The organism is Methylobacterium sp. 275MFSha3.1 (genome assembly GCF_900108435.1).
In the GTDB taxonomy this organism is placed as follows: Bacteria; Pseudomonadota; Alphaproteobacteria; order Rhizobiales; family Beijerinckiaceae; genus Methylobacterium.
The window spans coordinates 71,120-96,399 of sequence record NZ_FNWP01000014.1 but is presented as its reverse complement, the minus strand read 5'-3'; the positions used below and the strand labels follow the sequence as shown (position 1 = coordinate 96,399).

The window sequence follows — 25,280 nt, the reverse complement described above, 5'->3', positions numbered from 1 at the left end:
CGAGAGTACGCGGTACGCGAGGCGAGGAACCGACATGAACGCGCTCAAGGCCCTGCACGACGAACAGGATCAAGCGGTCTGGCTCGACTTCGTGGCCCGCGGATTCATCGAGAAGGGCGAGCTGAAGCAGCTCGTGGAGCGCGACGGCCTGCGGGGCGTTACCTCCAACCCGTCGATCTTCGAGAAGGCGATCGGCCACTCGGACGAGTACGACGACAGCCTGAAGGCCGTGCAGGCGACCGGCGACAGCCGCGTCATCGACCTCTACGAGGGGCTCGCCATCGCCGACATCCAGGCGGCCGCCGACGTGCTCCGCCCCGTCTACGAGGCGAGCGACGGTGCCGACGGCTACGTCAGCCTGGAGGTCTCGCCCTACCTCGCCCTCGACACCGAGGCGACGCTGGCCGAGGCGCGCCGCCTGCACAAGGCGGTCTCCCGCGACAACCTGATGGTCAAGGTGCCGGCCACCCCGGAGGGGATCCCGGCGATCCAGCAGCTGACGAGCGAGGGCATCTCGATCAACGTCACCCTGCTGTTCTCGCAGGAGGCCTACGAGGCCGTGGCGCGCGCCTTCATCGACGGTCTCGACGCGCGCGCGAAGGCCGGTCACGACGTCTCGCGGATCGCCAGCGTGGCGAGCTTCTTCATCAGCCGCATCGACGTCCTGGTCGACAAGCTCCTCGACGAGAAGATCGCGCAGGCCAACGATCCGGACGAGAAGTTCGCCCTGGAGCAGCTGAAGGGCAAGGTGGCGATCGCCAACGCCAAGCTCGCCTACCAGCGCTACAAGACGATCTTCGCCGAATCCAAGTGGACGACCCTGGCCGAGAAGGGCGCCAAGGCGCAGCGTCTGCTCTGGGCCTCCACGGGCGTGAAGAACAAGGCCTATTCCGACGTCCTCTACGTCGAGGAGCTGATCGGACCGAACACCGTCAACACGATGCCGCCGGCCACCATGGACGCGTTCCGCGACCACGGCGTGGTGCGGGCAACCATCGAGGAGGACGTGCCCGGCGCCGAGGCCGTGATGGCCCGGCTCGCGCGGACCGGCATCGACATCGAGGTGGTGGCCGAGCAGCTGGTGAAGGAGGGCGTGCAGCTCTTCATCGACGCCGCCGACAACCTGCTGGGCGCCGTCGCCGGCAAGCGCGTCGCACTGCTGGGGCACCGTCTGGACGGGCAGAGCCTCGCCATGGACGACACCCTGGCGGCTGAGGCCAAGAAGGCCGTCGAATCCTGGCGCGCCAGCGGGTCGATCCGCCGGCTCTGGGCGGGCGACGCCGCGGTCTGGTCCGGCCACGACGAGGCGAACTGGCTCGGCTGGCTGCACATCGTCGAGGAGGAGCTGGAGAAGGCCGCCGACTACGCCGCCTTCTCCGACTGGGTGAAGGCGGAGGGCTTCACCGACGCCGTGGTGCTGGGCATGGGCGGGTCGAGCCTCGGACCGGAGGTCCTCAGCCTGACCTACGGTCAGCGCGAGGGCTTCCCGAAGCTCCAGATCCTCGACTCGACCCACCCGGATCAGGTGCGCGCCCTGGAGGCGAGCATCGACCTGGCCAAGACGCTGTTCATCGTCGCGTCCAAGTCCGGCTCGACCCTGGAGCCGAACGTCTTCCGCGACTACTTCCTGGCCCGCGCCAAGGACGTGCTCGGCGAGAAGGCCGGCGACCACTTCGTGGCGGTGACCGATCCCGGCTCCGACATGGAGCGCGCCGCGAAGGCGGACAACTTCAAGAAGATTTTCTACGGCGTGAAGCAGATCGGCGGGCGCTACTCGGTGCTCTCGGCCTTCGGCCTCGTGCCGGCCGCCGCCATGGGCCTCGACGTGAAGGCGCTCCTCGAGACCGCCCGCATCATGGTCCGCTCCTGCGGCCCGGCCGTGCCGCCGGCCGTGAACCCGGGCGTCCTGCTGGGCACGGCCATCGGCGCCGCGGCGCTCGCCGGGCGCGACAAGGTGACGATCGTCGCCTCGCCGGCGATCGCGAGCTTCGGCGCCTGGGCCGAGCAGCTGATCGCAGAATCGACCGGCAAGCAGGGCAAGGGCCTCGTGCCGGTGGACGGCGAGCCGGTCGGCGTTCCGGCGGTCTACGGCCACGACCGGTTCTTCATCTACCTGCGCCTCGACGGCAACGCCGAGGCCGCGCAGGACGAGGCCCTGCGCGCCCTGGAGCGGGACGGCCACCCGATCGCCCGCATCACCCTCGACTCGATCGAGCAGCTGCCGCAGGAATTCTACCGTCTGGAGATGGCGACCGCGGTGGCCGGCGCGGTGATCGGGATCAACCCGTTCGACCAGCCCGACGTCGAGGCCAGCAAGGTCGAGACGAAGAAGCTGTTCGCCGAGGCCGAGGCGAAGGGCGCCCTCCCCGCCGAGACGCCGCTCTACGAGGACGACTGGGTCGCGCTCTACGCCGATCCGCGGAACGCCGACGCCCTCAAGCCGGCCGCCGAGGGGCTCGAGGCCGCGATGAAGGCGCAGATCGGCCGCCTGAAGGACGGCGATTACCTGGGGCTCCTGGCCTACGTCCCGCGCGACGCCGAGTCCGCCGCGATCCTGCAGGAGCCGCGGATCGCCGTGCGCGACGCCCGCAAGGTCGCGACCTGCCTGGAGTTCGGGCCGCGGTTCCTCCACTCGACCGGCCAGGCCTACAAGGGCGGCCCGGACACCGGCGTGTTCCTGCAGATCACTGCGGACGCTGCGGAGGACCTGCCGATCCCGAACCGGAAGCTCGGGTTCAGCACCGTCGTCGCGGCGCAGGCGCGGGGCGACTTCGCCGTGCTCGCCGAGCGCGGCCGGCGGGCGCTGCGGGTCCACCTCAAGGGCGGCGACACGAAGGCCGGCCTCGTCCGGGTCGCGGCGGCCCTGAAGATGGCGGTCGTCTAGCCGCCCCGGACCGGCGGGGAGGCTTCCCGGCCCGCCGCCGGTCCGCCGCTGCAGATCGCCTGTGACGTCGGTGAAGCCGTAGGGGCCTGACCCTCGCCGCGCGGGGGCAATCGGTAAGGAAGGGCAGCAATGCAACTCGGCATGATCGGCCTCGGCCGGATGGGCGGCAACATCGTCCGGCGTCTCCTGCGCGACGGGCACACAGCCGTGGTGTTCGACCAGAACCCGGCGGCCGTCGCCGCCCTGGTCGAGGCCGGCGCGGTCGGCGCGTCGAGCCTGGAGGACCTGGTCTCGAAGCTCGAGGTGCCGCGCGCGGCCTGGGTGATGCTGCCGGCCGGGGCGATCACCGAGCAGACCGTCCAGGCGCTCTCGGGGCTGATGCAGGCGGACGACTGCGTCATCGACGGCGGCAACTCCTTCTACGGCGACGATGTCCGCCGCGGGGCCGCCCTGAAGGAGAAGGGCCTGCACTACGTGGATGTCGGCACTTCGGGCGGCGTCTGGGGCCTGGAGCGCGGCTACTGCATGATGATCGGCGGGGACAAGGAGGCCGTCGACCGCCTCGACCCGATCTTCAAGACCCTGGCGCCCGGCATCGGCGACATCCCGAAGACGCCGAACCGCGAGGGGCGCGACCCCCGCGCCGAGCAGGGCTACATCCACGCGGGCCCGACCGGCGCCGGCCACTTCGTCAAGATGGTCCATAACGGCATCGAGTACGGCCTGATGCAGGCCTACGCGGAGGGCTTCGACATCCTTCGCCACGCCAACGCGTCCGACCTGCCGGCCGAGCGCCGCTTCGATCTCAACATGGGCGACATCGCCGAGGTCTGGCGCCGCGGCAGCGTCGTCTCGTCCTGGCTGCTCGACCTGACCGCCCAGGCACTCGCGGGCGACGAGCAGCTCACCGACTTCTCCGGCTACGTCGAGGATTCGGGCGAGGGCCGCTGGACCATCAACGCCGCCGTCGAGGAGGGCGTCCCGGCGACGGTGCTCTCCGCCGCGCTCTACCGCCGCTTCCGCTCCCGCGAGCACGCGAGCTACGCCGACAAGCTGCTCTCGGCGATGCGCAAGGGCTTCGGCGGCCACCAGGAGCCGAAGGGCTGAGCGGGACGCCCGCCGGCCGACCTGTCCGACCCCCGAAGCCGCAGGGCCCGAACCCATGAGCCTTCCCGTCGGAACCCACGTCCTGAAGGATCCGGAGGCGGTCGCCCGCGAGGCGGCCGAGCGGATCATCGTGGCCTGCGGCGAGAGCCGGTCCGACCGGATCGCGCTCTGCCTCTCGGGCGGCTCGACGCCCAAGGTGCTGTACGGCCTGCTGGCCGGGCCGGACTACGCGGCCCGGGTGCCGTGGGAGCGGATCCACTGGTTCTTCGGCGATGACCGCGCCGTGCCGTGGGACGATCCGCGCAGCAATGTCCGGATGGTTCGGGAGGCCTTCGGGCACGGGTCCCGGATCCCGCCGACGCATCTCCACTTCATCCCCTCGGACGAGGGTCCGGAGGCGGGCGCCCGCGCCTACGAGCGGACGCTCCTCGACTTCTACGAGGCCGAGCGCCTCGATCCGGCCCGCCCGCTGTTCGACCTCGTGCTGCTCGGCCTCGGCGAGGACGGGCACACCGCCTCGCTGTTTCCCGGCAAGCCCGCCGTCGACGAGACCCGGCGGCTCGTCGTCGCCGTGCCCGAGGCCGGCCTGGAGCCGTTCGTTCCGCGGATCAGCCTGACACTGCCGGCGCTCGCGTCCTCCCGGCACGTGCTGTTCCTCGTCACCGGGGCCGGCAAGCGGGCCCCGCTGGCCCGGCTGGCCGCCGGCGAGACCTTGCCGGCCGGCCGCGTGACCAGCGCGGGCGCCGTGGCGTGGCTGCTCGACGAGGCCGCGGCCGGCTGAACCCGCCGCGCCGGCGTCAGCCGCGCGGGAATGATCGGGCGTGCGCAACACCATTTCCTACTCGGGCGTCTCCGAGCAATGGCATTGCCACGTCGCACGTGATGACGTTCGAGAACGCAACCCGTCATGGCCAGCCTCTGGGTATCCTTCGTGCAGCCTCGTGAAAGGGCACCGAAGGAGACCTGCCGATGCCGCAGACCACCATCCCGACCGACGTCGAGGCGATGCTGGCGAACCTCGCGCGCTCCGCGAGCCGCTCGCCGGAGGCCTATCTGGCCTCGGCCCGGGCGACCCTGGTGCGCCTGCTGGCCCAGCCGGATCTGCTCGACCCGTCGCGGCTGGTCGGCCGGGGGCCCGGCCTGAGCCGGAACCTCCTGTTCGGCACCGAGGCGATCAGCGTCTGGGCGATGGTCTGGGCGCCCGGCACGGTCACGCCGGTCCATGACCACCACTGCTCGTGCTGCTTCGGCCTGCTGCGCGGCAGCCTCCGGGAGACGTGGTACCGTCCGATCAGCGAGACCCACGCGGTGGCGACTATGGACGCCGTCCGCGAGCCCGGCTTCGTCGCCTGCATGATGCCCACGGGGCCGAATCTGCACCGGATCGCCAATGACGGGCCGGAGGCGGCCGTCTCGATCCACGTCTACGGCTACGACCACCGGGCGCAGGATTCGTCGATCCATCGGACCTACGCGGTGGCGGCGGGCTGAGCCCCGCCGCGGCGCGGCCGCGTCACGCCACGTAGATCGTCGGGACGGCGGTCGTGTACTTCATCTCCTCCATGGCGATGGACGAGGACAGGTTCGAGAAGTCGAGCTTGGCGATGAGGCGCTGGTAGACCGCGTCGTAGGCCTCGATATCGGGCACCACGATCCGCAGCAGGTAGTCGATCTCGCCGGTCAGGCGCCACGCCTCGACGATCTCCGGGAAGCCGGCGACCACCCGCCGGAACGCGTCCGACCAGTCTGCGGCGTGGCGCGGCGCCTTCACGGCCACGAACACCGTGGTGGGGACGTTGACCTTGCGGCGGTCGACCAGGGCGACCCGGCGGCGGATCACCCCGGACGCCTCCAGCTTCTTCACCCGCCGCCAGCACGGCGCCGCGCTGATGCCGACCTGCTCGGCGAGTTCGGCCACCGGGAGCGTCGCGTCCTGCTGGAGGAGATCGAGGATCTTCCGGTCCACGGCGTCCATGCGATCGATGCTCCCGTCGGCGCGTCCGGGCCGGACTACAGGGCGAAGTGCTTCGAGAGCTTGAGCCCCTGGGCCTGGTAGTTCGAGCCGGCCCCCGCCCCGTAGAGCGTCTCCGGCAGGTCGAGCATCCGCTCGTAGACGAGGCGGCCGACGATCTGCCCGTCCTCCAGAAGGAAGGGCACGTCGCGGGAGCGGACCTCCAGCACGGCCCGCGCGCCCGCCCCGCCGGCCCCGGCATAGCCGAAGCCCGGGTCGAAGAAGCCCGCGTAGTGGACGCGGAACTCGCCCACGAGGGGATCGAACGGCACCATCTCGGCGGCGTGGTCCGGCGGGACCTGCACCGCCTCCTTGGAGGCCAGGATGTAGAACTGGCCGGGATCGAGGATCAGGCTGCCCGATCCGTCGGCGGCGAGGGGTTCCCAGAAATCCGCCGCCCGGTGGCGACCGGGGGCGTCGACGTCGACGAGGCCGGTGTGGCGCTTCGCCCGGTAGCCGACGAGGCCGTCGAAGCCGGCGAGGTCGACCGAGACCGCCACGCCGCCCTGGAAGGACGGGCTGCCGGCGTCGACCAGGGCCGAGCGGGCGTGCAGCAGGCCGAGCTCGGCCTCGGTCAGCCGCGGCGCCCCGCGGCGGAAGCGGATCTGCGACAGCCGCGAGCCGCTGCGCACGAGGACCGGGAAGGTGCGCGGCGAGATCTCCGCGTAGAGCGGCCCGTCGTAGCCGGGCTCGACCTGGTCGAAGGCCTCGCCCCGGTCGGTGATGACGCGGGTGAAGACGTCGATGCGCCCGGTCGAGCTCTTCGGGTTCGCGGCCGCCGCGAGATCGGCCGGCAGGGCGAGGCTCTCCTGAAGCTCCGCGATGTAGACGCAGCCCGTCTCCAGGACGGCGCCCGGGCGCAGGTCGACGGCGTGCAGCGACAGCCGGTCGACGCAGGCCTGGACCGTCCGTCCCGAGCCGGGCAGGAAGCTCGTCCGCACCCGGTAGGCCCTGGCGCCCAGGCGCAGGTCGAGGCTCGCGGGCTGGATCTGATCGGCCGCGAAGGGGCTCGCATTCCGGATGCCGCCCGCCCGCGCGAGGGCGGCGATCGCCTGGGCCGGCAGGATGCCGGATCGGCCGTCCGCGCTCGACTCGGCGGCTCCCGTGGCTGCGCCCGCGTTCATCGCGCCCCTGACTCCCTCGCGCGCCCCGGCCGGTCCGCGTCACGCCGAGCAGCGTTGTCCGCCGGGACCCGCTAACGCGGGCTTAACCGCGTCCGGAGGCCTCGTGAGGCCGGCGCCGCGACCGGCGGCCCGCCGCGCCGCGCGAGGTAGTCCGCCGCAATTGACGGCGATTCCGCCGCCCACTACCACCGGCCGGGAAGCGCGTTCCATTCGGCTTCCGCGAGTCGTACCGTCCGAAGAAGGGCCAATTAGGGCGATGTACAAGGCCGAGACGCGGGGAATAAGTGTGACGGTCCAGTCTCGTTTCGTCGAGGAGGAGTCCTCGCCGACCGAGAGCCGGTACTTCTTCGCCTACACGGTCGAGATCGTGAACAACGGCAGCGAGCAGGTCCAGCTGCGCTCGCGCCACTGGCGGATCATCGACGGGCACGGGGCCTGCCAGGAAGTGCGCGGCACCGGCGTGGTCGGCAAGCAACCGGTGCTGGAGCCGGGCGAGTCCTTCTGCTACACCAGCGGCTGTCCGCTCAACACGCCCGACGGGTTGATGGCCGGCAGCTACACCATGGCGACGGTGGCCGGCGAGAGCTTCGAGGCCGAGATCCCCGCCTTCTCCCTCGACAGCCCGCACGTCCGCCGCAGCCTGCACTGAGGTCCCGGCCCGGGGCCTCGCCCCGGAGGAATCCATGTCCGCGACCGGCGAGCGGCTGAGCCCGCTCGACATGCTCGCCCGCCTCGTGTCCTTCGACACGGAGAGCGACAAGTCCAACCTCGCCCTGATCGACGCCGTCTGCGCCTATCTCGACGGCTGGGACGTCCCGTACCTGCGCCTCCCGAACGCGGCGGGCGACAAGGCCGCCATCCTCGCCACGGTCGGCCCGATGGTCGACGGCGGCACCGTCCTGTCCGGCCACACCGACGTGGTGCCGGTGGCGGGCCAGGCCTGGACCGGCGACCCGTTCACCCTGCGCGTCGCCGACGGCCGGGCCTACGGACGGGGCGCGGTCGACATGAAGGGCTTCGACGCGCTGGCCCTGGCGCTCGTGCCCGACATGCTCGCCGCCGGCCTGAAGCGGCCCATCCACATCCTGCTCTCCTACGACGAGGAGACGACCTGCCTCGGCTCGATGGACGGGATCGCGCGGTTCGGCGACGGCCTGCCCCGGCCGGCCGCGGTGATCGTCGGCGAGCCCACCGGGATGGAGGTGGCGGACGCCCACAAGAGCATCGTCACCTGCCTCACCACGGTCCACGGCCACGAGGCCCATTCCGCGCGCCCCGCCCTCGGCGCGAACGCCGTGGCGGCCGCCTGCGACCTCGTCGCCGGCCTCAACCGGATCGCCGACCTGATGATCGAGCGCGGTGACCCGTCCGGGCGGTTCGACCCGGCCTCGACCACGGTCCATGTCGGGACGATCCAGGGTGGCACCGCCCGCAACATCCTTGCCAAGGAGTGCCGTTTCCTCTGGGAGTATCGCGGCCTGCCGGATCTCGACCCGGCCGAGATCCCGCGGCTCTTCGCGGCCGAGGTCGAGCGGGTCACCCGCGAGCGCCTCAACCGCTACGGCGCGTTCGGGCGGATCGAGACGCTGGAGGAGGTCGACATCCCCGGCCTCGCCCCGGAGCCGGGCTCGGCGGCCGAGCGCCTCTGCCTGCGCCTCGCCGGACGCAACCACACCGTCGCGGTCCCCTACGCCACCGAGGCCGGGCGCTTCCAGGCGGCCGGTCTCCCGACTGTGGTCTGCGGCCCCGGCGACATCGCCCAGGCGCACCAGCCCGACGAGTTCATCACTCTGGATGCCCTGGGCCAGGGTGAGCACTTCCTGCGCGAGCTGATCGAGGCCAGTGCGTCATGAATGCGGTGACCGGTATCACCATCAAGCTGCGTCCGCTGGAGCGGGAGGACCTGCGCTTCGTCCACCAGCTCAACAATAACGACAGCATCATGCGCTACTGGTTCGAGGAGGCCTACGAGTCCTTCGCCGAACTGCAGCAGCTCTACGAGCGCAACATCCACAACCAGACCGAGCGGCGCTTCATCGTGGCCGATCCGAGCGGGGAGCCGGCCGGGCTGATCGAGCTCGTCGAGATCAACCACCTGCACCGGCGCTGCGAGTTCCAGATCGCGATCCACCCGAGCTTCCAGGGCCGCGGCTACGCGTGGCAGGCCACCCGGATCGCCATGGATTACGCGTTCAGCGTGCTCAACATCCACAAGCTCTACCTGCACGTCGACCGGGACAACGCCCGGGCCGTGCGGATCTACGAGCGCTGCGGCTTCCACCCCGAGGGCGTGCTGAAGGACGAGTTCTTCGTGAACGGGCGCTACCGCGACGCCGTGCGGATGTGCCTGTTCCAGCCGAACTACCTGAGGGCCCGCGGCGGAGGCGGCGACATCGCCGAGCCCGTCCTGAAGGTCTGAACCGGGTCTCGTCCGCCGCCGACGGGCGACGGACGAGCTCGAAACGACGCGGGGGCGGAGCCCGTCGGCCCCGCCCCCGCGCTCACGCCGCTCAGTTGCGGCCGGCACCGCCCGTCTGGCCGCCGGCCCGGCCGGCACCCTGGGCGCCGCCCATGGCGCCGTTGCCGCCCGCGCTGCCGCCGCTCATGCCGCCGCGCTCCGCGCCGCCCGTCCGGCCGCCCTCGGCGCCGGACTTCATGCCGCCCTGCTGGCCGCCGCGATCGGACGCGTTGCGGATGCCGTCCTGCTGGCCGCCGCGCATGTCGCTGTTGCGCATGCCGTCGTTCTTGCCTTCCTGCTGACGGGAGGCCTTGTCCATCCCGCGATCCTGGCCGCGGTCGTTCCGGTCCATCCGGCCTTCGTTGCGGCCCTCGTTCCGCGACGCGTTGCGGATGCCGTCGCGCTCGCCGCGGTTGTCGAAGCGCGCGCCGGCGCGCTGCTCGGAGCGGAAGCTCGCGCTGACCGCGCCGCCGCCGCTCAGGCGCCGGTACTCGGCGGAGCCGTAGCGCACCCGCTGGCCGCGGATCGTCACGAAGCGGTCCTCCTGGACGGAGACGAGGCGGCGGTACTCGGGGGAGCCGTACACCACGCGCTGGCCGCGGATGACGACGTAGCGCTCGCGCGGGCCGGTCTCGCGGACGCTGACGAGGCGGCGGTACTCGGGCGAACCGTAGAGCACGCGCTGGCCGCGGATCACGACGTAGCGCGCGCGCGAGCCGCGGTTCTCGGTGACGATCAGGCGGCGATACTCCGGCGAGCCGTACACGACCCGGCGGCCGCCGATGAACACGTAGCGGCCCTCGCGGCGGAAGCCGCCCTCGACCCGCTCGGACCGGACATCCGTCCGGCTCACGTCGGTCCGACCGCGGAAATCGGTCCGGTCGGCGCGGCGGTCACCGCGGCGGTCGCCGCGATCGGCACGCGCGCCGTCGCGATCCCCGCGCTCGTCGCGGTCGGCGCGATCACCGCGGCGGTCGCCCCGCTCGGCGCCGGCCCGGTCCTTGTCCTGAGCCATGCGATCCTGGCCCGTGCGGCCCTCGCCGCCGGCCTCGCGGCCCTGCGCGGACCGGCCTGCCTCGGCACCGGAGCGCTCGGACGCCGCCTGGCGGCCGCCCTTCATGTCACCTTGCATGCCACCCTGCATGCCGCCGCGCTCGCCGCCACCGGCCTTCATGCCGGACTCGGCGCCACCCTGACCGCCGCGACCGCCCGTCCCGGCGCCGCGATCGGCGCCACCCTGCTGGGCGTAGGCCGAGGTGCTGATCAGCAGCGCGGCCAATCCGATCGATAATTTCCGCATGGCGTACCCTCCAATGTTGAATCTGCGACGCAACGTCAAAGGTCGCGAAACGGTTCAGCCTGGAGGGATCAAAAATTTACGCAACGAATACCGATCTTCGTGCGTTTCGCGCGGAAAAGCTTGGCCGTAGACGCGGGCATGCTGGTCCGCAGGCCCGCTGTCCTGCGCTCTACTGGCCGGGCTGTCCGGCGATCTCGGCCTCGACCTCCTGGGGATCGAGGTCGTAGCGCCGGGAGCAGAACTCGCAGGTGATGACGATGCGCCCGTCATCCGCCACCATCTCGTGCCGCTCCTGCGGCGTGAACGAGCGGATCATGCCCATCACGCGCTCCCGCGAGCAGCGGCAGGTCTCCTGGACGGGCTGGCGGTCGAACACCCGCACACCGCGCTCGTGGAACAGCCGGTAGAGCAGCCGCTCGCTCGACACGTTCGGGTCGACCAGCTCGTGGTCCTCGATGGTCGCCACCAGCGAGCGGGCCTCGACCCAGGCATCGTCCTCCGGCGCGTCCCCCGAGAGGTGCGCGTGGCCCTCCGGGATATCGCCCGGGGGCAGGTCGGCGAGGCGCGCCCGGTCCACCGACTGGGGCAGGAACTGCACGAGCAGGCCGCCGGCCCGCCAGCGCCCGGCCCCCTCCTCCACGGCCTCGGCCACGGCGAGGCGCACCTGCGTGGGGATCTGCTCCGACTGGCGGAAGTACTGGTGCGCGGCCTCCTCCAGGCTCTGGCCCTCGAGGGCGACGACGCCCTGGTAGCGGCTCGCCGCTGTGCCCTGGTCGATGGTCATGGCGAGATGCCCGGTGCCGATCAGCTCGGAATCCTTGAGCGGGCCGGTCCCGAGGGCCGCGACCCGCTCCGGCTCGAACCGCGCGGTGGCGCGCAGCCGGTCCGGGGCCTCGAAATCGACCACGATCATCGCGACCGGACCGTCGGTCTTGGTCTGGAGCTGGAACCGGCCCTCGAACTTGAGGGAGGAGCCGAGCAGCACCGTCAGCGCCGCGGCCTCGCCGAGGAGGCGCGCCACCGGGTCCGGGTAGCCGTGGCGGCGCAGGATCGTGTCGACGGCCGGGCCGAGGCGGACGACGCGGCCGCGCACGTCCAGCGCCTCGACGGCGAAGGGCAGCACGGCGTCGTCGGCGCCGGCATGGCCGTTGCCGGCATTCGGGGCCTGCGGCTGGGATGGCGACTGGGGGTGCGACTGCGTTCCTGAGGTCATGCCCTCTCCGATCGATGCGTCCGGCGGCGCGTGCCGGCAAAGCGGGGATCCGTCCTCCCGGGGGCCGGGCGGCGTGAGGCGATGACCTTGGCGGAGCGATCGGATCCCTCACCCCGTCCAGCCCGGAGCGGGAGCGGCGGCGCAGCGCGCTCCGTTCGTCGCCGGGATGCCGCCTTCCGGCGGCCGTGATGGGGAGACGGGCAGCACGGGCCGCCCGCTCACGCCTATATGGTGCGCCGACCCCGCGAGCGCGAGGCCGGACAGTATGAGAGCGGGATCAGAGCCCGCTGGCGCCGAGGCACCAGGCCAGGATGCCCTTCTGCGCGTGCAGGCGGTTCTCGGCCTCGTCGAACACCACGGAGCGCGGGCCGTCCATCACCTCGGCCGTCACTTCTTCGCCGCGGTGGGCCGGGAGGCAGTGCATGAAGATCGCGCCCGGATTCGCCGCCGCCATCAGCTTGTCGTTGACCTGATAGGGGCTGAGCAGGTTGTGGCGGTGCGCCTCGTCGTCGTCGCCCATCGACACCCAGCAATCGGTGACCACGGCATCGACGCCGTCGACGGCCGCGAAGGCGTCGGTGGTGACGTGGACGTCGGCGCCCTCCTGCTGCGCCCAGGCGAGGAGCGCCGGCGGCGGCGCGAGCTCCGGCGGGCTCGCGACGTTGAGCGTGAAGTCGAACCGGGCGGCGGCGTGGACCCAGCTCGCCAGCACGTTGTTCGAATCGCCCGACCACGCGACCTTGCGGCCGCGGATCGGCCCGCGATGCTCCTCGAAGGTCAGCACGTCGGCCATGATCTGGCACGGGTGGGAGACCTTGGTCAGGGCGTTGATCACCGGGACGGTGGCGTACTCGGCCAGCTCCAGCATCTGACCGTGGTCGAGGATGCGGATCATGATCGCGTCGACGAAGCGCGAGAGCACCTGCGCGGTGTCGCCGATGGTCTCGCCGCGGCCGAGCTGCATCTCGGAGCCGGTGAGCATCAGGGTCTCGCCGCCGAGCTCGCGCATCGCCACGTCGAAGGAGACGCGGGTGCGGGTCGAGGGCCGGTCGAACACCATAGCGAGGGTCTTGCCGGTGAGCGGGCGCTCGGCCGCCAGCTCGCCCTTGCGGCGGCGCGCCTTGATGGCGGCGCTGGCATCGAGGACCCGGCGCAGCTCCGCACCGGAGAAATCCTTGAGGTCGAGGAAATGACGAGGGCCGGCACCGTTCAGGTGCCTGGCCGGGGCCTGTGCCCGGCCGTCAATCTGGGCTTTCATCGCGTCACAATCACTAGAGTCTGCTCACCGATCACCTGATCATGAACCGCACTCTACCTCCTGGCAGGGGCATCTCCGTCACGCGCGGCGGGATCGACCGCGCCCGGAAATGCTTCGGGCCGCCCTCCGGGGTCCGGGGGGCGGTGTTCTCAATCGCGCGGATCGATCCTACTCGGCCGCGCCGCGCACGGCCTCGAAGCCGGACGCCGCCGCGTCCAGGCGGCGGACCGCCTCGTCGATCTCGGCCTCGCCGATGGTCAGCGGCGGCAGCAGGCGGACGATGTTGTCGCCCGCCGGGATCACCAGCAGGTGCGCGTCCCGCGCGGCGGCGGCGAAGTCGGTGTTCGGCACGCCGAGCTTGAGGCCGAGCATCAGCCCCTCGCCGCGGATCTCCTGGATGACGTGCGGGTGGCGGTCGCGCAGGGCCGCGAGCTTCTGCTTGAGCAGCAGGCCGGAGCGGGCGACGCGCGCGAGGAAGCCCTCCTCCAGCACGACGTCCAGCACGGCGTTGCCCACCGCCATGGCGAGCGGGTTGCCGCCGAAGGTGGTGCCGTGCGTGCCGGCGGTCATGCCGCGCGCGGCCTCGCGGGTCGCGAGGCAGGCGCCCAGGGGGAAGCCGCCGCCGATGCCCTTAGCGACGCTCATGATGTCCGGGGTGATGCCGGACCATTCGTGCGCGAACAGCCGGCCGGTGCGGCCCACGCCGGTCTGGACCTCGTCCATGATCAGCAGGAGGCCGTTGGCGTCGCAGATCTCGCGCAGCCGGCGCAGGTCCGCGTGGGGGATCTCCCGCACGCCGCCCTCGCCCTGGATCGGCTCTATCATCAGCGCCGCCGTCTCCGGCCCGATCACCGCCTCCAGCGCCGCCCAGTCGCCGGCCGGGACCTGGTCGAAGCCCTCGACCTTCGGACCGAAACCCTCGATGTACTTCTGCTGGCCGCCAGCCGCGAGCGTCGCCAGCGTCCGCCCGTGGAAGGCGCCCGCGAAGGTGACGATCCGGTAGCGCTCCGGCTGCCCGCCGGCCGCGTGGTACTTGCGGGCGATCTTGATCGCCGCCTCGTTCGCCTCGGCGCCCGAGTTGCAGAAGAACACCACGTCCGCGAAGGTCGCGTCGACGAGGCGCTGCCCGAGGCGCTCGCCGCCCGGGATCTGGAACAGGTTCGAGGTGTGCCAGATCTTGCCCGCCTGCTCGGTCAGCGCGCCGACGAGGTGCGGGTGCGCGTGGCCGAGGCCGTTCACCGCGATGCCGGCGCCGAAGTCGAGATATCGCTCCCCACCCTCCGTCACGAGCCAGGCGCCCTCGCCGCGCTCGAAAGCGAGCGGCGCGCGGACGTAGGTCGGCAGAAGGGCTGACGTCACGGGTCCCATCTCCGTTTCACGCAGGATCCCGGAGCGAGCGTTGAGCCGGCTCCAAATGAAAGTGCCGCCTCAGTCCTGGGCGGCACGCGCGCGATTACTATGAAAGAGCCGCCGCCTGTCAACGTTTCAGTGCCCGGCGGGCCCGACGGGCAGCCCTGCGCGTGGCACCGATAGAGCCGATCCTGACGGCGAATCTGCGGCGGTCCCGTCCCGGATCACCGGAGAATCGCGGGGCCGCGATCCCGGCCTTCGCGGCGGCGGCCCTTGCGCCGCGGGGGGCGGCCGTGCTCCTGCTCCCGCGGATTCGCAGGAACCTGGGAGAACCCGATGAGCTCGATCAAGGAACGCCTGGCGGCGCTGGGCCTGACGCTGCCGAAGGCGGCGGCGCCGGTCGCCAACTACGTGCCGTTCGTGCGCGCCGGCAACCTCGTGGTGATCTCCGGCCAGGTCTGCTTCGGCGCGGACGGCGCCATCGCGGCCGAGCACAAGGGCAAGGTCGGCGGCAACGTCTCGGCCGAGGCCGGCAAGGCGGCCGCGCGCCTCTGTGCCCTCAACGTGCTCGCCCAGCTCGAGGCCGCGGTGGGCGACCTCGACCGCGCGGTGGTCCAGTGCGTGCGGCTCGGCGGCTTCATCAACGCGGCGCCGGGCTTCTCGGCCGTGGCCGGGGTGATGAACGGTGCTTCCGACCTGATGGTCGAGCTCCTCGCCGACCGCGGGCGCCACGCGCGCTCCACCGTCGGCGTGGCCGAGCTGCCCCTCGACGCCGCCGTCGAGGTCGAGGCGATGTTCGAGGTCCGCTGACGGTGGCCGCCCCCGACTGGCTCACCGCGCGGCCGATCGCCCATCGCGGCCTGCACGACCGCGCGGCGGGCCGGCCGGAGAACACGCTGGCGGCGGCCCGGGCGGCCGTCGCGGGCGGCTTCGCCATCGAGTGCGACGTCCAGCTCAGCGCCGACGGCGAGGCGATGGTCTTCCACGACACCGCGCTCGGGCGCCTGACCGGGGCGAGTGCGGCTCTGGCCGACCGGTCGGCCGCCGAACTCGGGACGCTCGCCGTCGCCGGGTCCGCGGAGACGATCCCGACGCTGCCGGCCTTCCTGGCGGCGGTGGCCGGGGCGGTGCCGGTGGTGATCGAGGTGAAGTCCCGCTACGACGGCGACCTGCGGCTCGCGACCCGCGCCGCCGAAGTAGCCGCCGCCTATGACGGGCCGGTGGCGCTGAAATCCTTCGACCCGCAGGTGGTCGCGGCCCTGCGCGACCTCTGCCCCGCCGCGATCCCGCGGGGCATCGTGGCGGAGACGACGCAGGACGACCCGGTCTACGCGGCGCTGACCCCCTCGCTCCGCCGGTCCCTCTCCGACCTGCTGCACCTCGCCGAGACGCGGCCCGACTTCCTGTCCTGGCGGGTGGACGACCTGCCCTGCGCCCCGACCTACCTCTGCCGGCTGCTCGGTCAGATCCCCGTCATGACCTGGACGGTCCGGAATGCGGAGCAGCGCGCCCGCGCGGCCGCGCATGCGGACCAGATGGTGTTCGAGGGCTTCGCCCCGTAAATTTTCCTACTCCCTGTCCGATTCTGTCCGACCAAGATCGCCATGACCGCTTCGAGTGACGCCCGCGCCCGCTTCGCGCGGCTCTGCGGGGGCCTCGCCCTCGCCGCCACCCTGCTCTCCCCGGCGCCCGCTTCGGCGGCCGACCAGTGCGCGGGCACGACCCAGGCGGATCTCAACGCCTGCGCGGCTGCCGATTACCGGGCCGCCGACACGGCGCTGAACGCCGTCTACGGGCAGCTGATGAAGAAGATCGGCCCGAAGACGAAGGACGCCCTGCGGGGCGCCCAGAAGGCCTGGCTGTCGTACCGGGACGCGACCTGCTTCCTCGAGACCATGGGTCTCGACGGGGGCTCGGCCTACGCGATGGAGTACAACGGCTGCCTGAAGGGGCTGACCGACGCGCGGATCAAGGTCCTGAAGGGATACCTCGACTGCAAGGCGGACGACGTGTCGTGCGTCGGCCGCCTCGGCGAGTGAGCGCGGGCCGCGACGGCGCCGTCCGGTTCGGAGCGCGCGCGCGTCGCCGCGCGCCGTCCTGGAGGCCGCGCGAAAGCGCGGGGCGGGTGACGTCGGCGGCCGTCTGACAACGCTGCCATGGTCGCCGCGCGCATCCGCCCGCTTGCCCCCGGCCGGTCAGGGGCTAGAGTCCGGCCCATGAAGCAAGCACCCGGGCCGACGCCGGAGACCGCCGCACTGACCGTGCGGGCGCTTCCCGGATTGAAGGAGATCGGCGCGGCGGAATGGGATGCCTGCGCCTTCTCGCCCGAGACCCTGGCGGCGGGCGACGAGACCCACAACCCCTTCCTGTCGCACGCTTTCTTGTCGGCGCTGGAGGATTCGGGCTGCGTCTCGCGCAGGACCGGCTGGCTGCCGCTCCACGTCTCGGTCGAGCGCGACGGCGTCCGCCTCGGCGTCGCGCCCTGCTACCTGAAATCGCACAGCCAGGGCGAGTACGTCTTCGACCACGGCTGGGCCGACGCCTACGAGCGGGCCGGCGGCGCCTACTACCCCAAGCTCCAAGTCAGCGTGCCGTTCACGCCGGTGACCGGGCCACGCTTCCTGATCGCCCCGGGGGCCGATCCCGACGAGGCCACGGCCGGCCTCGTCGCGGGCCTGCGGGCGCTGCGGGGCGAGACCAAGGCCTCCTCGATCCACGTCACCTTCATGCGCGAGACGGAGTGGGAGCGCGCCGGCGCGGCCGGCTTCCTGCAGCGCACCGACCAGCAGTTTCACTGGCAGAACGACGGCTACGCGACCTTCGACGACTTCCTGTCCGCCCTCGCCTCGCGCAAGCGCAAGACCATCCGCAAGGAGCGCCGCGACGCCCTGGCGCCCGGCATCACCGTGGAACACCTGACCGGCGCGGCCATCACCGAGGCCCACTGGGACGCGTTCTACGCCTTCTACATGGACACGGGCTCGCGGAAGTGGGGGCGGCCCTACCTCAACCGCCGGTTCTTCTCGCTCCTGTCCGAGCGCATGGCCGACCGGGTGCTCCTCGTGATGGCGAAGCGCGGGGACGCCTACATCGCGGGGGCGATCAACCTCATCGGCGATACCGCGCTCTACGGGCGCAACTGGGGCTGCATCGAGGATCACCCCTTCCTGCATTTCGAGATCTGCTACTATCAGGCGATCGACTTCGCGATCGCCCGGGGCCTGAAGCGGGTCGAGGCGGGTGCCCAGGGCGAGCACAAGCTCGCCCGCGGCTACCGGCCGGTCCTGATGCACTCGGCCCACGACATCGCCGACCCGGCGCTGCGCCGCGCGGTGGCCGATTACTTGCAGCGGGAGCGCGCCCACGTCGCCGAGGCGGTCGACGTCCTCGACACGCTGACGCCGTTCCGGCGCGCGGACGCGGGCGACGCCTGCGCGGGCGCGACACCGTCCCGAACCGCGTCGTCCACCACCTCACCCCCCGAGAGTTCCGAGCCATGAGCCCGATCGACCGCATCAAGACCTACGCCGACGAGCTGACGGCCCTGCGCCGCGACCTGCACGCCCATCCGGAGCTCGGCTTCGAGGAGGTGCGCACCGCCGGCATCGTGGCCGACCTCCTCGAGACGTTCGGCTGCGAGGTGCATCGCGGCGTCGGCGGCACCGGGGTGGTGGGCCTGCTCAAGGGCCGCACCGACAACGGCAAGCGCATCGGCCTGCGCGCCGACATGGACGCCCTGCCCATCGAGGAGGAGACCAACCTCCCCTATCGCTCGACCTACGCGGGCAAGATGCACGCCTGCGGCCATGACGGGCACACGACCATGCTGGTCGGCGCGGCGCGCTACCTCGCCGAGACCCGCGATTTCGACGGCACCGCGGTGTTCGTGTTCCAGCCGGCCGAGGAGGGCCGTGGCGGCGCCCGGGCCATGCTGAAGGACGGCCTGTTCGAGCGCTTCCCCTGCGACGAGATCTACGGCCTGCACAACCAGCCCGGCGGCGGCCACGGCATGATCAAGCTGCGGCCGGGGCCGATCATGGCGGCGGCGGACTTCTTCGACATCCACATCCGCGGCAAGGGCATCCACGCCGCCCAGCCGCACCGGGGCGTCGACCCGATCATCATCGCCACCGGCCTCGCCCAGGCGCTCCAGTCGATCGTGTCGCGCAACGCCGACCCGCTGAAGTCCATCGTGCTGTCGATCACCCGGATCGAGGCGGGCTCCGCCTACAACGTGATCCCCGAGACCGCCCACCTCGCCGGCACGATCCGCACCTTCGACAAGGAGATCCGGGCGCTCGCCGGAACCCGCATGCGCGAGCTGGCGGCCGGCTTCGGCGCGGCCTACGGCGCCGAGGTCACGGTCGACCTGCAGGACGTGTTCTCCGTCCTGGAGAACGCCCCCGCGCAGGCGGCCGCCGCCACGGAGGTCGCCACCGAGCTCCTGGGCGCCGACAAGGTCGAGTCGAACGTCGTGCCCAAGATGGGCAGCGAGGACTTCGCCGACATGACCATGGCGGTCCCCGGCGCCTATGTCTGGCTCGGCGCCAATCCGGGGCCCGGCCTGCACAATGCCGGCTACAACTTCGACGACTCGATCATCCCGATCGGCAGCGCCTTCCTGGCGCGGATGGTCGAGCGCCGCACCGCGGCCTGACGCCGGGCGCCGTGCCCGCCCTCCGGGACTTTCCGGATGGCGGGCGATGTCGCCGCGCGAGCCCGTCCGGCCGTCGACAGCGCGGCCGGCCGGTGCGAATCCTGACGGAACTCGCCCGCGAGCCAACGCGGGCCGCGAAGGGAGGGCGCCATGTCACCGGAGATGCGGGAATCGCGCGCGGCGCTCATCCTGCTCGCCGCCTCGGTGGGGGCGGTCCTGATTTTCGGCGCCTTCACGCTGCTCACGCAGCTCGGCTGAGGCGCGACCGCGATTGCAACCTGAGCGGGTCGATCCCGGCCCCGATCGGCGCGGCCCGGCGGCCCGACGATCGGGATTCCGCCGTCCGCGCAGGGGAATGCCGTTGATGCTTCACGGGCTATCGAGTTGAGTTAACTGCTCATTAATTCCATCAGCGGTTGTATGTCTCCGACGAAGGCGGGCACGGTGCGCGCTGGAACCGGAGTTCGCCCATGATGGCCGACGCAATCCAGGGCCCCCGCCCTCGGCCGGTCGACCTCTCGGCCGCCCTCGACGCCTCCGGGATCATCGGCGCGTGGTCGTGGTCGCCGCGCGCCGAGCGGTGCGTCCTCGATGCCGGCGCCGCCGAGGTGCTGGCCGGGGATGCCGGGCTCGCCGGGCGCCCCCTTCCGCTCTCGGTCGCCAAGGCCTGCGTCCATCCCGAGGATCGGCCGGCCGTGGTGCGGCAGTTCAAGGCTCTGCGCGAGCGCGGCGGCCTGTTCGTGGCCGAGTACCGGACGCTGTCGCCCTCGGGGCAGGTCCGCCGGATCCTCGATCGCGGCCGGATCCCGCCGGGCGCGTCGAGCCGGCGCCTCGGGCACGGTGTCATCATCGACGTGACCGACGAGCCGTCGGCGACGCGCGCGATGCCCGAGCCCGCGGACGCGCTCACCCAGGCGGTCGACCGCGCTCTCGAATGCCGCGACGCCCTGGAGGGGGTGGCGGATTCCGAGCTTCAACTCCTGATCGACATGCTGCTGCTGCACCTCGGACGGCGCATCGCCAAGGCCTCCACGACCGGTGCGCGCCGCGGCGGCCACTGAGCGGGGCTGCCGCGTCCTGTCGGGGCTCTGCCGGGCCGTCCGGCCCGGCTCACTGCACCAGCACGGCCTGGTTGCAGAGGGTGCCGTCGACCTCGAGATCGGCGTAGCCCAGACGCAGGCCGAGGCTGCGCAGGACGGTGTCGAGCACGAGGTCGACACCCGGCGTCACGGTGCCCAGGGCGGTCGTCAGGGTGGACTGGATCAGCGGCGGCACGCCGACGTCGCCGACGCTCAGCACGAGATTGCGCAGCAGGCTGCCGGTGAGCGACTGGGTCAGGTTGCCCGAGGCGACCGTGCGCACCGTGTGGTTGGCGATGTCCGCGTCCGAGAACACGAGGGTCTGCGACCCGGTGCCGAGCGTCGCCAGGGCGCGCCCGGAGACGGTGATCCCGAGCACCGTGACCAGGGGCGCGGGCTGCGACAGGTCGGGGCTCGCGCTGCCCCCGTTGATCGCGGTGCGCGGCACCTGCGCGATCGCCAGCGTCGCCAGTCCCGTCTGCGCGTCGAGGGTGACCTTGCGTCCGCCGGACCCGGCGCAGCTGAGCGACCGCAGGGTCGCCTGCGCGGGTGCCACCTCCGCGTAGACCGGCAGGGTGATGGTTCCGAGCCCGAGCGCCGTGACGGTGGTCTCGATCAGCAGCCGGGTCTGCGCCGTCTGCACGGTGGCGTTCCGGCTGCCCGGCCGGACCCAGCCGGAGCTGCGCTTGCGCTCTCCGATCGCCAGGGTCAGGCGGGTCGAGAGCAGGCCGGGCACCGTGGCTCCGAGATCGATCGCCACCTGATTCTGGCCGTTCGCCAGGGAGGCGGCCGCGCCCAGCAGGTTCAGCACGTTGAGCGAGGGGCCGGCGAAGCCCCGCGGCGGCGCCAGCGCGGCGGCGTCGCCGAGCCCGTCCACCTGGCCGATCGCGACGAGGTTTCCGGCATTCGGCAGGGCGTTGAGGATCCCCGACAGGGCCGCCACCGCGCTGCCGTTGTCCGCCGCGGCGACCCGGAGCGCCATCAGCATCTGACCGACGCTGGCATTCGCCTGAACGATGTCGGTGTAGTTCGCGGCCTGCATGTTGAGGCTCGCCCCGAGGGCGTCGAGGACGCGCAGCCCGTCGACGCGGGCGCTGGCCAGGGCATCGTAGTCGCTGACGCTGAGCGACAGCTTGGCGCCGAGCAGCGCGCCGAGCAGGGCGTTGGCGATGCCGCCGTCGAGCTTCAGCGTGCCGGACCCGATCGTGAAGGCGGCGAATTGCGCGCTCGCGGCGGTGCCGGTCACCCGCAGCGGCACCGCGGCGGGCAGGCCGATCGCCCGGCCGAAGGTCACCGGGACCGAGGTCGCGAGGCCGACCCGCACCGCGTTCGCCGGGCTGCCGCCGGCGCTGAACCGGCCGCCCGGGGCGACGCCCTTGGTGCTCGCGTCGTAGCTGCCGGGCGCGACCGTGGCGGTCGCCGCGCCGTAGCCGTTGTCGCCGAGGGAGCGGCGGGCGACCGTGTCGGCCTGGCTCGGATCGACGGCCGCCAGCATGGCGGCGATGTCCACCGCCCCCTGCGCCTTGCGCCGCGCCTGGAAGACCAGGCCGAGATCGATCCCGACCGCGCCCGCCCCCATCAGCATCGCGCTGCCGAGCGCCACCAGAATCGCGACGTTGCCGCCGCGTGCGGCCCCGAAGCGATGCAGGCGCCCGCCCCGGCCGATCACAGGCCGCCCTTCCGGACGCTGACGGTGCTGCGCAGCACGGTCGGGAGCATCGGCAGCAGGCGCGCGAAGGCGTTGATGCCGAGCGTGTTGGCGTCGAGGGTGACGGTGACCGTGTACACCGTCGCGTCGCTGGGATCCGGCCCGACCTGCACGACGATGCTGCCCGGCCGGAACATCGCGCCGGCGCTCAGGCTCCGGTTCACCATGGACTGGGCGAGGTTCGCGCGCTCGGCATCCGTGACGCCGGCCACGGAGGCGCGGGCCGCCTCGGCGGCGATCTGGCGGAGGTTGTGGGCGGCGCCGAGGCAGATCCCGAACACCGCGATCCCGGCGAAGAGCAGGAACAGCACGGGTGCCACGAGGGCGAACTCCACCGCGGAACTGCCGCGCCGGCAGGTCCACCCGTTCGGCGCGCTCCGCCGGCGCAAGCGCCGCATGCCCATCGCATCGCCCTCCGCGACTCGCGCAGCACGACCACTGCACGATCCATCGTGGCGGCGATGTTCTAACTAATGGTTGTTTTAATGCTCAATTTTACAACCAAAGCGAGTGGTTCGCGTCCCGGGTGCGCCTCCCGGGCTCGACCGGCTCGTCGCGCCGAGCCGTGTCGCGGTCTCAGATCGCCCGCGGAGGCCGCAGCAGGCCGATCCCCGCCGGATCGAAGGACGCGCTCTTGACGATGGCGTGGACCTCGCGCCCCGGGGCGAGGCCGAGTTCGCGGACGGCCGCGCCGGTCACGCGCGCCACGAGACGGGCGCCGTTGCAGTCGATCTCCACCGCCGTCTCGGCGCCCGCGGCCGTCAGGCCGCAGATCCGGCCGGCCAGCACGTTGCGGGCGCTGAGGCCGCGGGGAGGCTCGGTGGCGACGAGCACGTCGCGGGCGGGGATGCGCACCCGCAGCCGCGTCCCGGCCGGGCGCGACAGGCCCGGCACCAGCAGGCTCCCGGCGGCGCCCGTCAGGCGCGTGAGCCCGGTGGCAGCGTCGAGGGCCTCGACGACCATGTCGAGGAGCGCGCCGGCCTCGGCCTCGTGGATCGGCACGAGATCGGCGCGGCGCAGGATCGTCTCCGCGGGGCCGGCGGCGGCCACCCGCCCGGCCTCCAGCACGATCACCGTGTTGGCGAGCCGGGCCACCTCGGAGACGGCGTGGCTGACGTAGAGGATCGGCACGCCGGCCTCGTCGCGCAGGCGCTCGATGTAGGGAAGGATCTCGGCCTTGCGGGCCTCGTCCAGGGCCGCGAGGGGCTCGTCCATCAGCAGGAGGCGCGGCCTCGCCAGCAGCGCTCGGCCGATCGCCACCCGCTGGCGCTCGCCGCCCGAGAGACCCGCGGGCCGCCGGTCGAGGAGATGGTCGATGCCGAGCATGTCGGTCACGGCCGCGAAGGCCGCCGGGTCGGCGCGGCGCCGCGCGAAGACCCGGCCGTAGCCGAGATTGGTCCGGACGCTGAGATGCGGGAACAGCCGCGCGTCCTGGAACACCACGCCGACGTGGCGCCGGTGCGACGGCAGCACCAGGCCGGACGCGGTGTCGACCCACGGGGTGCCGCCGACGACGATCCGGCCCCGGTCCGGCCGCGCGAGGCCGGCGATCAGGTCGATCAGCGTGGTCTTCCCCGAGCCCGAGCGCCCGAACAGGGCGGTCAGCCCCGGCCCGGCCTCGAAGGCGGCCGCGAGCGCGAAGGCGCCGCGCCGGAGCTGAACGTCGACCTGGATGCTCACGCGGACAGACTCGCGTAACAGGAGCCCCGGCGCGTCCCGGCGCCGGCCCGGACTTGCCCGCGATGATCACGGTCCACCACCTCGAGAACAGCCGCTCGCAGCGCGTGCTCTGGCTGCTGGAGGAACTGGAGCTGCCCTACCGCGTGATCCGCCACGCCCGCGATCCGCGGACCCTGCGCGCGCCCCCTGAACTCCTGGCCGTCCACCCGCTGGGCAAGGCGCCGGTGATCACCGACGGCGGGACGGTGGTCGCCGAGACCGGCGCGATCGTCGCCTACCTGACGGATCTGGCCGGCGCGCGGCTGGTGCCCGGGCCCGGGACGGAGGAGCGGCGGCGCTACGTCTACTGGTCGCACTACGCCGAGGGCTCGGCGATGCCGCCGCTGCTGCTGAAGCTGGTCTTCGGGCGGCTGGCACCGGGCAGTCCCTGGCCGCTGCGGCCCCTCGTCCGGCGGATCGCCGACACGGTGCTGCGGGGCTTCGTCGATCCGGACCTGCGCCGGCACGCGGCCTTCTGGGAGACGGAACTCGCCGGCCGCCCGTATTTCTGCGGCGCCGATTTCACCGCGGCCGACATCCTGATGAGCTTCCCGCTGGAGGCCTTCGCGGCGCGCGGCACGGGCGCGGGCCCGCGCGTCGCGGACTGGCTCGCGCGCATCCATGCCCGTCCGGCCTATCAGAGGGCGCTGCAGCAGGGCGGGCCCTACGCGTATGCCTGAGCGGGCGTCCCGCCCCGGATCGATCGCCATTCAGCCCGCCCCCAGGCGCCGACCGGCCCGCCGCGCCAGGAATTCCGACACCAGCAGCGCCGCGACAGACAGCGCGATCGAGATCAGGGTGAGGCGCAGGGCCGGCCCCTCCCCGCCCGGAACCTGCGTCAGCGTGTAGATCGCCGACGGCAGGGTCTGGGTCTCGCCCGGGATGTTCGAGACGAACGTGATGGTCGCGCCGAACTCCCCCATCGCCTTGGCGAAGGCCAGCACGGCGCCCGCGAGGCACCCGGGCAGGCTGAGGGGCAGCGTGATCGTCAGGAACACCGCGAAGGGGTTCGCGCCCAGCGTCCCGGCCGCCTGCTCCAGGCGCCGGTCCACGGCCTCGATCGACAGCCGCATCGCCCGCACCATGAGCGGGAAGCCCATCACCGCGCAGGCCAGCGCCGCCCCGGTCCAGCGGAAGGAGAAGACCACGCCGATCTCGGCGAGGGGCGCGCCGAGCGGGCCGCGCCGGCCGAAGGCCAGCAGCAGCAGGTAGCCGGTCACGACCGGGGGCAGGATCAGCGGCAGGTGGACCAGCCCGTCCAGCAGGGCGCGGCCGGGGAACCGGCGCCGCGCCAGCAGCCACGCCACGGCGAGTCCGGGCACGAGGCTCGCGAGCGTCGCCACCGTCGCCACCCGCAGGCTCAGGCCGACGGCGGTCCACTCGTCCGGCGTGAGCCCGAGCAAGGGGGCGGC

24 protein-coding genes are annotated in these 25,280 nt (G+C 72.5%); 14 read left to right on the top strand and 10 right to left on the bottom strand.

Annotated elements, in window-relative coordinates; all coding sequences use genetic code 11:
* Positions 1-34: 34 nt before the first annotated feature.
* The 4 genes from BLW78_RS17780 to BLW78_RS17765 all read left to right on the top strand — a co-directional run bounded on the left by BLW78_RS17780 (position 35) and on the right by BLW78_RS17765 (position 5,482).
* Complete coding sequence (locus tag BLW78_RS17780) at positions 35-2,884, top strand: bifunctional transaldolase/phosoglucose isomerase (RefSeq protein WP_091681137.1); 2,850 nt, start codon at positions 35-37, stop codon at positions 2,882-2,884.
* 129 nt (positions 2,885-3,013) lie between these two features.
* Complete coding sequence (gnd, locus tag BLW78_RS17775) at positions 3,014-3,991, top strand: phosphogluconate dehydrogenase (NAD(+)-dependent, decarboxylating) (RefSeq protein ID WP_091681135.1); 978 nt, start codon at positions 3,014-3,016, stop codon at positions 3,989-3,991.
* A 55-nt stretch (positions 3,992-4,046) separates the two neighbouring features.
* Positions 4,047-4,772, top strand: coding sequence for a 6-phosphogluconolactonase (pgl, locus tag BLW78_RS17770; RefSeq protein WP_091681134.1), 726 nt, complete (start codon positions 4,047-4,049; stop codon positions 4,770-4,772).
* A 188-nt stretch (positions 4,773-4,960) separates the two neighbouring features.
* Positions 4,961-5,482: a cysteine dioxygenase family protein gene (locus BLW78_RS17765; RefSeq protein WP_056533981.1), complete on the top strand. Its 522-nt coding sequence runs from the start codon at positions 4,961-4,963 to the stop codon at positions 5,480-5,482.
* A 22-nt stretch (positions 5,483-5,504) separates the two neighbouring features.
* Here BLW78_RS17765 and BLW78_RS17760 read toward each other — a convergent pair whose 3' ends face one another.
* Entirely contained in the window at positions 5,505-5,966 is a 462-nt protein-coding gene (locus BLW78_RS17760; RefSeq protein WP_012319278.1) for an Lrp/AsnC family transcriptional regulator, read from the bottom strand.
* A 35-nt stretch (positions 5,967-6,001) separates the two neighbouring features.
* Positions 6,002-7,126, bottom strand: a complete 1,125-nt coding sequence (locus BLW78_RS17755) for a 2'-deoxycytidine 5'-triphosphate deaminase (RefSeq protein ID WP_091681132.1) — start codon at positions 7,124-7,126, stop codon at positions 6,002-6,004.
* 256 nt (positions 7,127-7,382) lie between these two features.
* Here BLW78_RS17755 and apaG point away from each other — a divergent pair, with 256 nt between their 5' ends.
* From apaG to speG, 3 genes are read left to right on the top strand one after another with little or no spacing between them, the layout of a single operon-like run.
* Positions 7,383-7,775: a Co2+/Mg2+ efflux protein ApaG gene (gene apaG, locus BLW78_RS17750; protein WP_012319280.1), complete on the top strand. Its 393-nt coding sequence runs from the start codon at positions 7,383-7,385 to the stop codon at positions 7,773-7,775.
* 34 nt (positions 7,776-7,809) lie between these two features.
* Positions 7,810-8,979, top strand: a complete 1,170-nt coding sequence (gene argE, locus BLW78_RS17745) for an acetylornithine deacetylase (protein WP_056533989.1) — start codon at positions 7,810-7,812, stop codon at positions 8,977-8,979.
* A gap of 14 nt (positions 8,980-8,993) precedes the next feature.
* On the top strand, positions 8,994-9,545 hold the full coding sequence (gene speG / locus BLW78_RS17740) for a spermidine N1-acetyltransferase (protein WP_280142468.1): 552 nt from the start codon (positions 8,994-8,996) through the stop codon (positions 9,543-9,545).
* 91 nt (positions 9,546-9,636) lie between these two features.
* Here speG and BLW78_RS17735 read toward each other — a convergent pair whose 3' ends face one another.
* The 4 genes from BLW78_RS17735 to BLW78_RS17720 all read right to left on the bottom strand — a co-directional run bounded on the left by BLW78_RS17735 (position 9,637) and on the right by BLW78_RS17720 (position 14,714).
* Positions 9,637-10,884: a hypothetical protein gene (locus BLW78_RS17735; protein WP_091681129.1), complete on the bottom strand. Its 1,248-nt coding sequence runs from the start codon at positions 10,882-10,884 to the stop codon at positions 9,637-9,639.
* Between the two features lie 169 nt (positions 10,885-11,053).
* Positions 11,054-12,097 (bottom strand): Hsp33 family molecular chaperone, encoded by a 1,044-nt coding sequence (locus tag BLW78_RS17730; RefSeq protein ID WP_091681127.1) that lies wholly within the window; start codon positions 12,095-12,097, stop codon positions 11,054-11,056.
* Positions 12,098-12,374: 277 nt separating this feature from the next.
* A complete protein-coding gene (gene argF, locus BLW78_RS17725; protein WP_020094164.1) occupies positions 12,375-13,355 on the bottom strand; it encodes an ornithine carbamoyltransferase in 981 nt (326 codons plus the stop codon).
* A gap of 168 nt (positions 13,356-13,523) precedes the next feature.
* Entirely contained in the window at positions 13,524-14,714 is a 1,191-nt protein-coding gene (locus BLW78_RS17720; protein ID WP_026605084.1) for an aspartate aminotransferase family protein, read from the bottom strand.
* 327 nt (positions 14,715-15,041) lie between these two features.
* On the opposite strand from BLW78_RS17720, the gene BLW78_RS17715 reads away from it, so the two are divergent.
* The 6 genes from BLW78_RS17715 (at position 15,042) to BLW78_RS17690 (ending at position 20,423) form a co-directional block, all read left to right on the top strand.
* Positions 15,042-15,515 carry a RidA family protein gene (locus tag BLW78_RS17715; protein ID WP_020094162.1) on the top strand — a complete coding sequence of 158 codons (474 nt, stop codon included), beginning with the start codon at positions 15,042-15,044 and terminating at the stop codon, positions 15,513-15,515.
* Between the two features lie 2 nt (positions 15,516-15,517).
* A complete protein-coding gene (locus BLW78_RS17710) occupies positions 15,518-16,267 on the top strand; it encodes a glycerophosphodiester phosphodiesterase family protein (protein WP_091681125.1) in 750 nt (249 codons plus the stop codon).
* Between the two features lie 42 nt (positions 16,268-16,309).
* Entirely contained in the window at positions 16,310-16,744 is a 435-nt protein-coding gene (locus tag BLW78_RS17705; RefSeq protein WP_091681123.1) for a lysozyme inhibitor LprI family protein, read from the top strand.
* Positions 16,745-16,921: 177 nt separating this feature from the next.
* On the top strand, positions 16,922-18,205 hold the full coding sequence (locus BLW78_RS17700; RefSeq protein ID WP_091681121.1) for a GNAT family N-acetyltransferase: 1,284 nt from the start codon (positions 16,922-16,924) through the stop codon (positions 18,203-18,205).
* On the top strand, positions 18,202-19,362 hold the full coding sequence (locus BLW78_RS17695; RefSeq protein WP_056534002.1) for a M20 aminoacylase family protein: 1,161 nt from the start codon (positions 18,202-18,204) through the stop codon (positions 19,360-19,362). Before BLW78_RS17700 ends, BLW78_RS17695 begins: the two co-directional genes overlap by 4 nt.
* Before the next feature lie 470 nt (positions 19,363-19,832).
* Positions 19,833-20,423, top strand: a complete 591-nt coding sequence (locus BLW78_RS17690; protein ID WP_020094157.1) for a PAS domain-containing protein — start codon at positions 19,833-19,835, stop codon at positions 20,421-20,423.
* Between the two features lie 49 nt (positions 20,424-20,472).
* On the opposite strand, the gene BLW78_RS17685 is transcribed toward BLW78_RS17690, so the two are convergent.
* The 3 genes from BLW78_RS17685 to modC form a co-directional block, all read right to left on the bottom strand.
* Positions 20,473-22,110 (bottom strand): TadG family pilus assembly protein, encoded by a 1,638-nt coding sequence (locus BLW78_RS17685; protein WP_091681120.1) that lies wholly within the window; start codon positions 22,108-22,110, stop codon positions 20,473-20,475.
* A complete protein-coding gene (locus BLW78_RS17680; protein ID WP_234082799.1) occupies positions 22,107-22,547 on the bottom strand; it encodes a TadE family protein in 441 nt (146 codons plus the stop codon). Before BLW78_RS17680 ends, BLW78_RS17685 begins: the two co-directional genes overlap by 4 nt.
* Before the next feature lie 178 nt (positions 22,548-22,725).
* Positions 22,726-23,829, bottom strand: coding sequence for a molybdenum ABC transporter ATP-binding protein (gene modC / locus BLW78_RS17675; protein ID WP_020094154.1), 1,104 nt, complete (start codon positions 23,827-23,829; stop codon positions 22,726-22,728).
* A gap of 62 nt (positions 23,830-23,891) precedes the next feature.
* Here modC and BLW78_RS17670 point away from each other — a divergent pair, with 62 nt between their 5' ends.
* The gene (locus BLW78_RS17670) at positions 23,892-24,548 is read left to right on the top strand and encodes a glutathione S-transferase (protein WP_091681118.1); all 657 of its coding nucleotides are present in this window, start codon (positions 23,892-23,894) and stop codon (positions 24,546-24,548) included.
* A 30-nt stretch (positions 24,549-24,578) separates the two neighbouring features.
* On the opposite strand, the gene modB is transcribed toward BLW78_RS17670, so the two are convergent.
* The gene (gene modB / locus BLW78_RS17665) at positions 24,579-25,271 is read right to left on the bottom strand and encodes a molybdate ABC transporter permease subunit (protein ID WP_020094152.1); all 693 of its coding nucleotides are present in this window, start codon (positions 25,269-25,271) and stop codon (positions 24,579-24,581) included.
* Positions 25,272-25,280 lie beyond the last annotated feature (9 nt).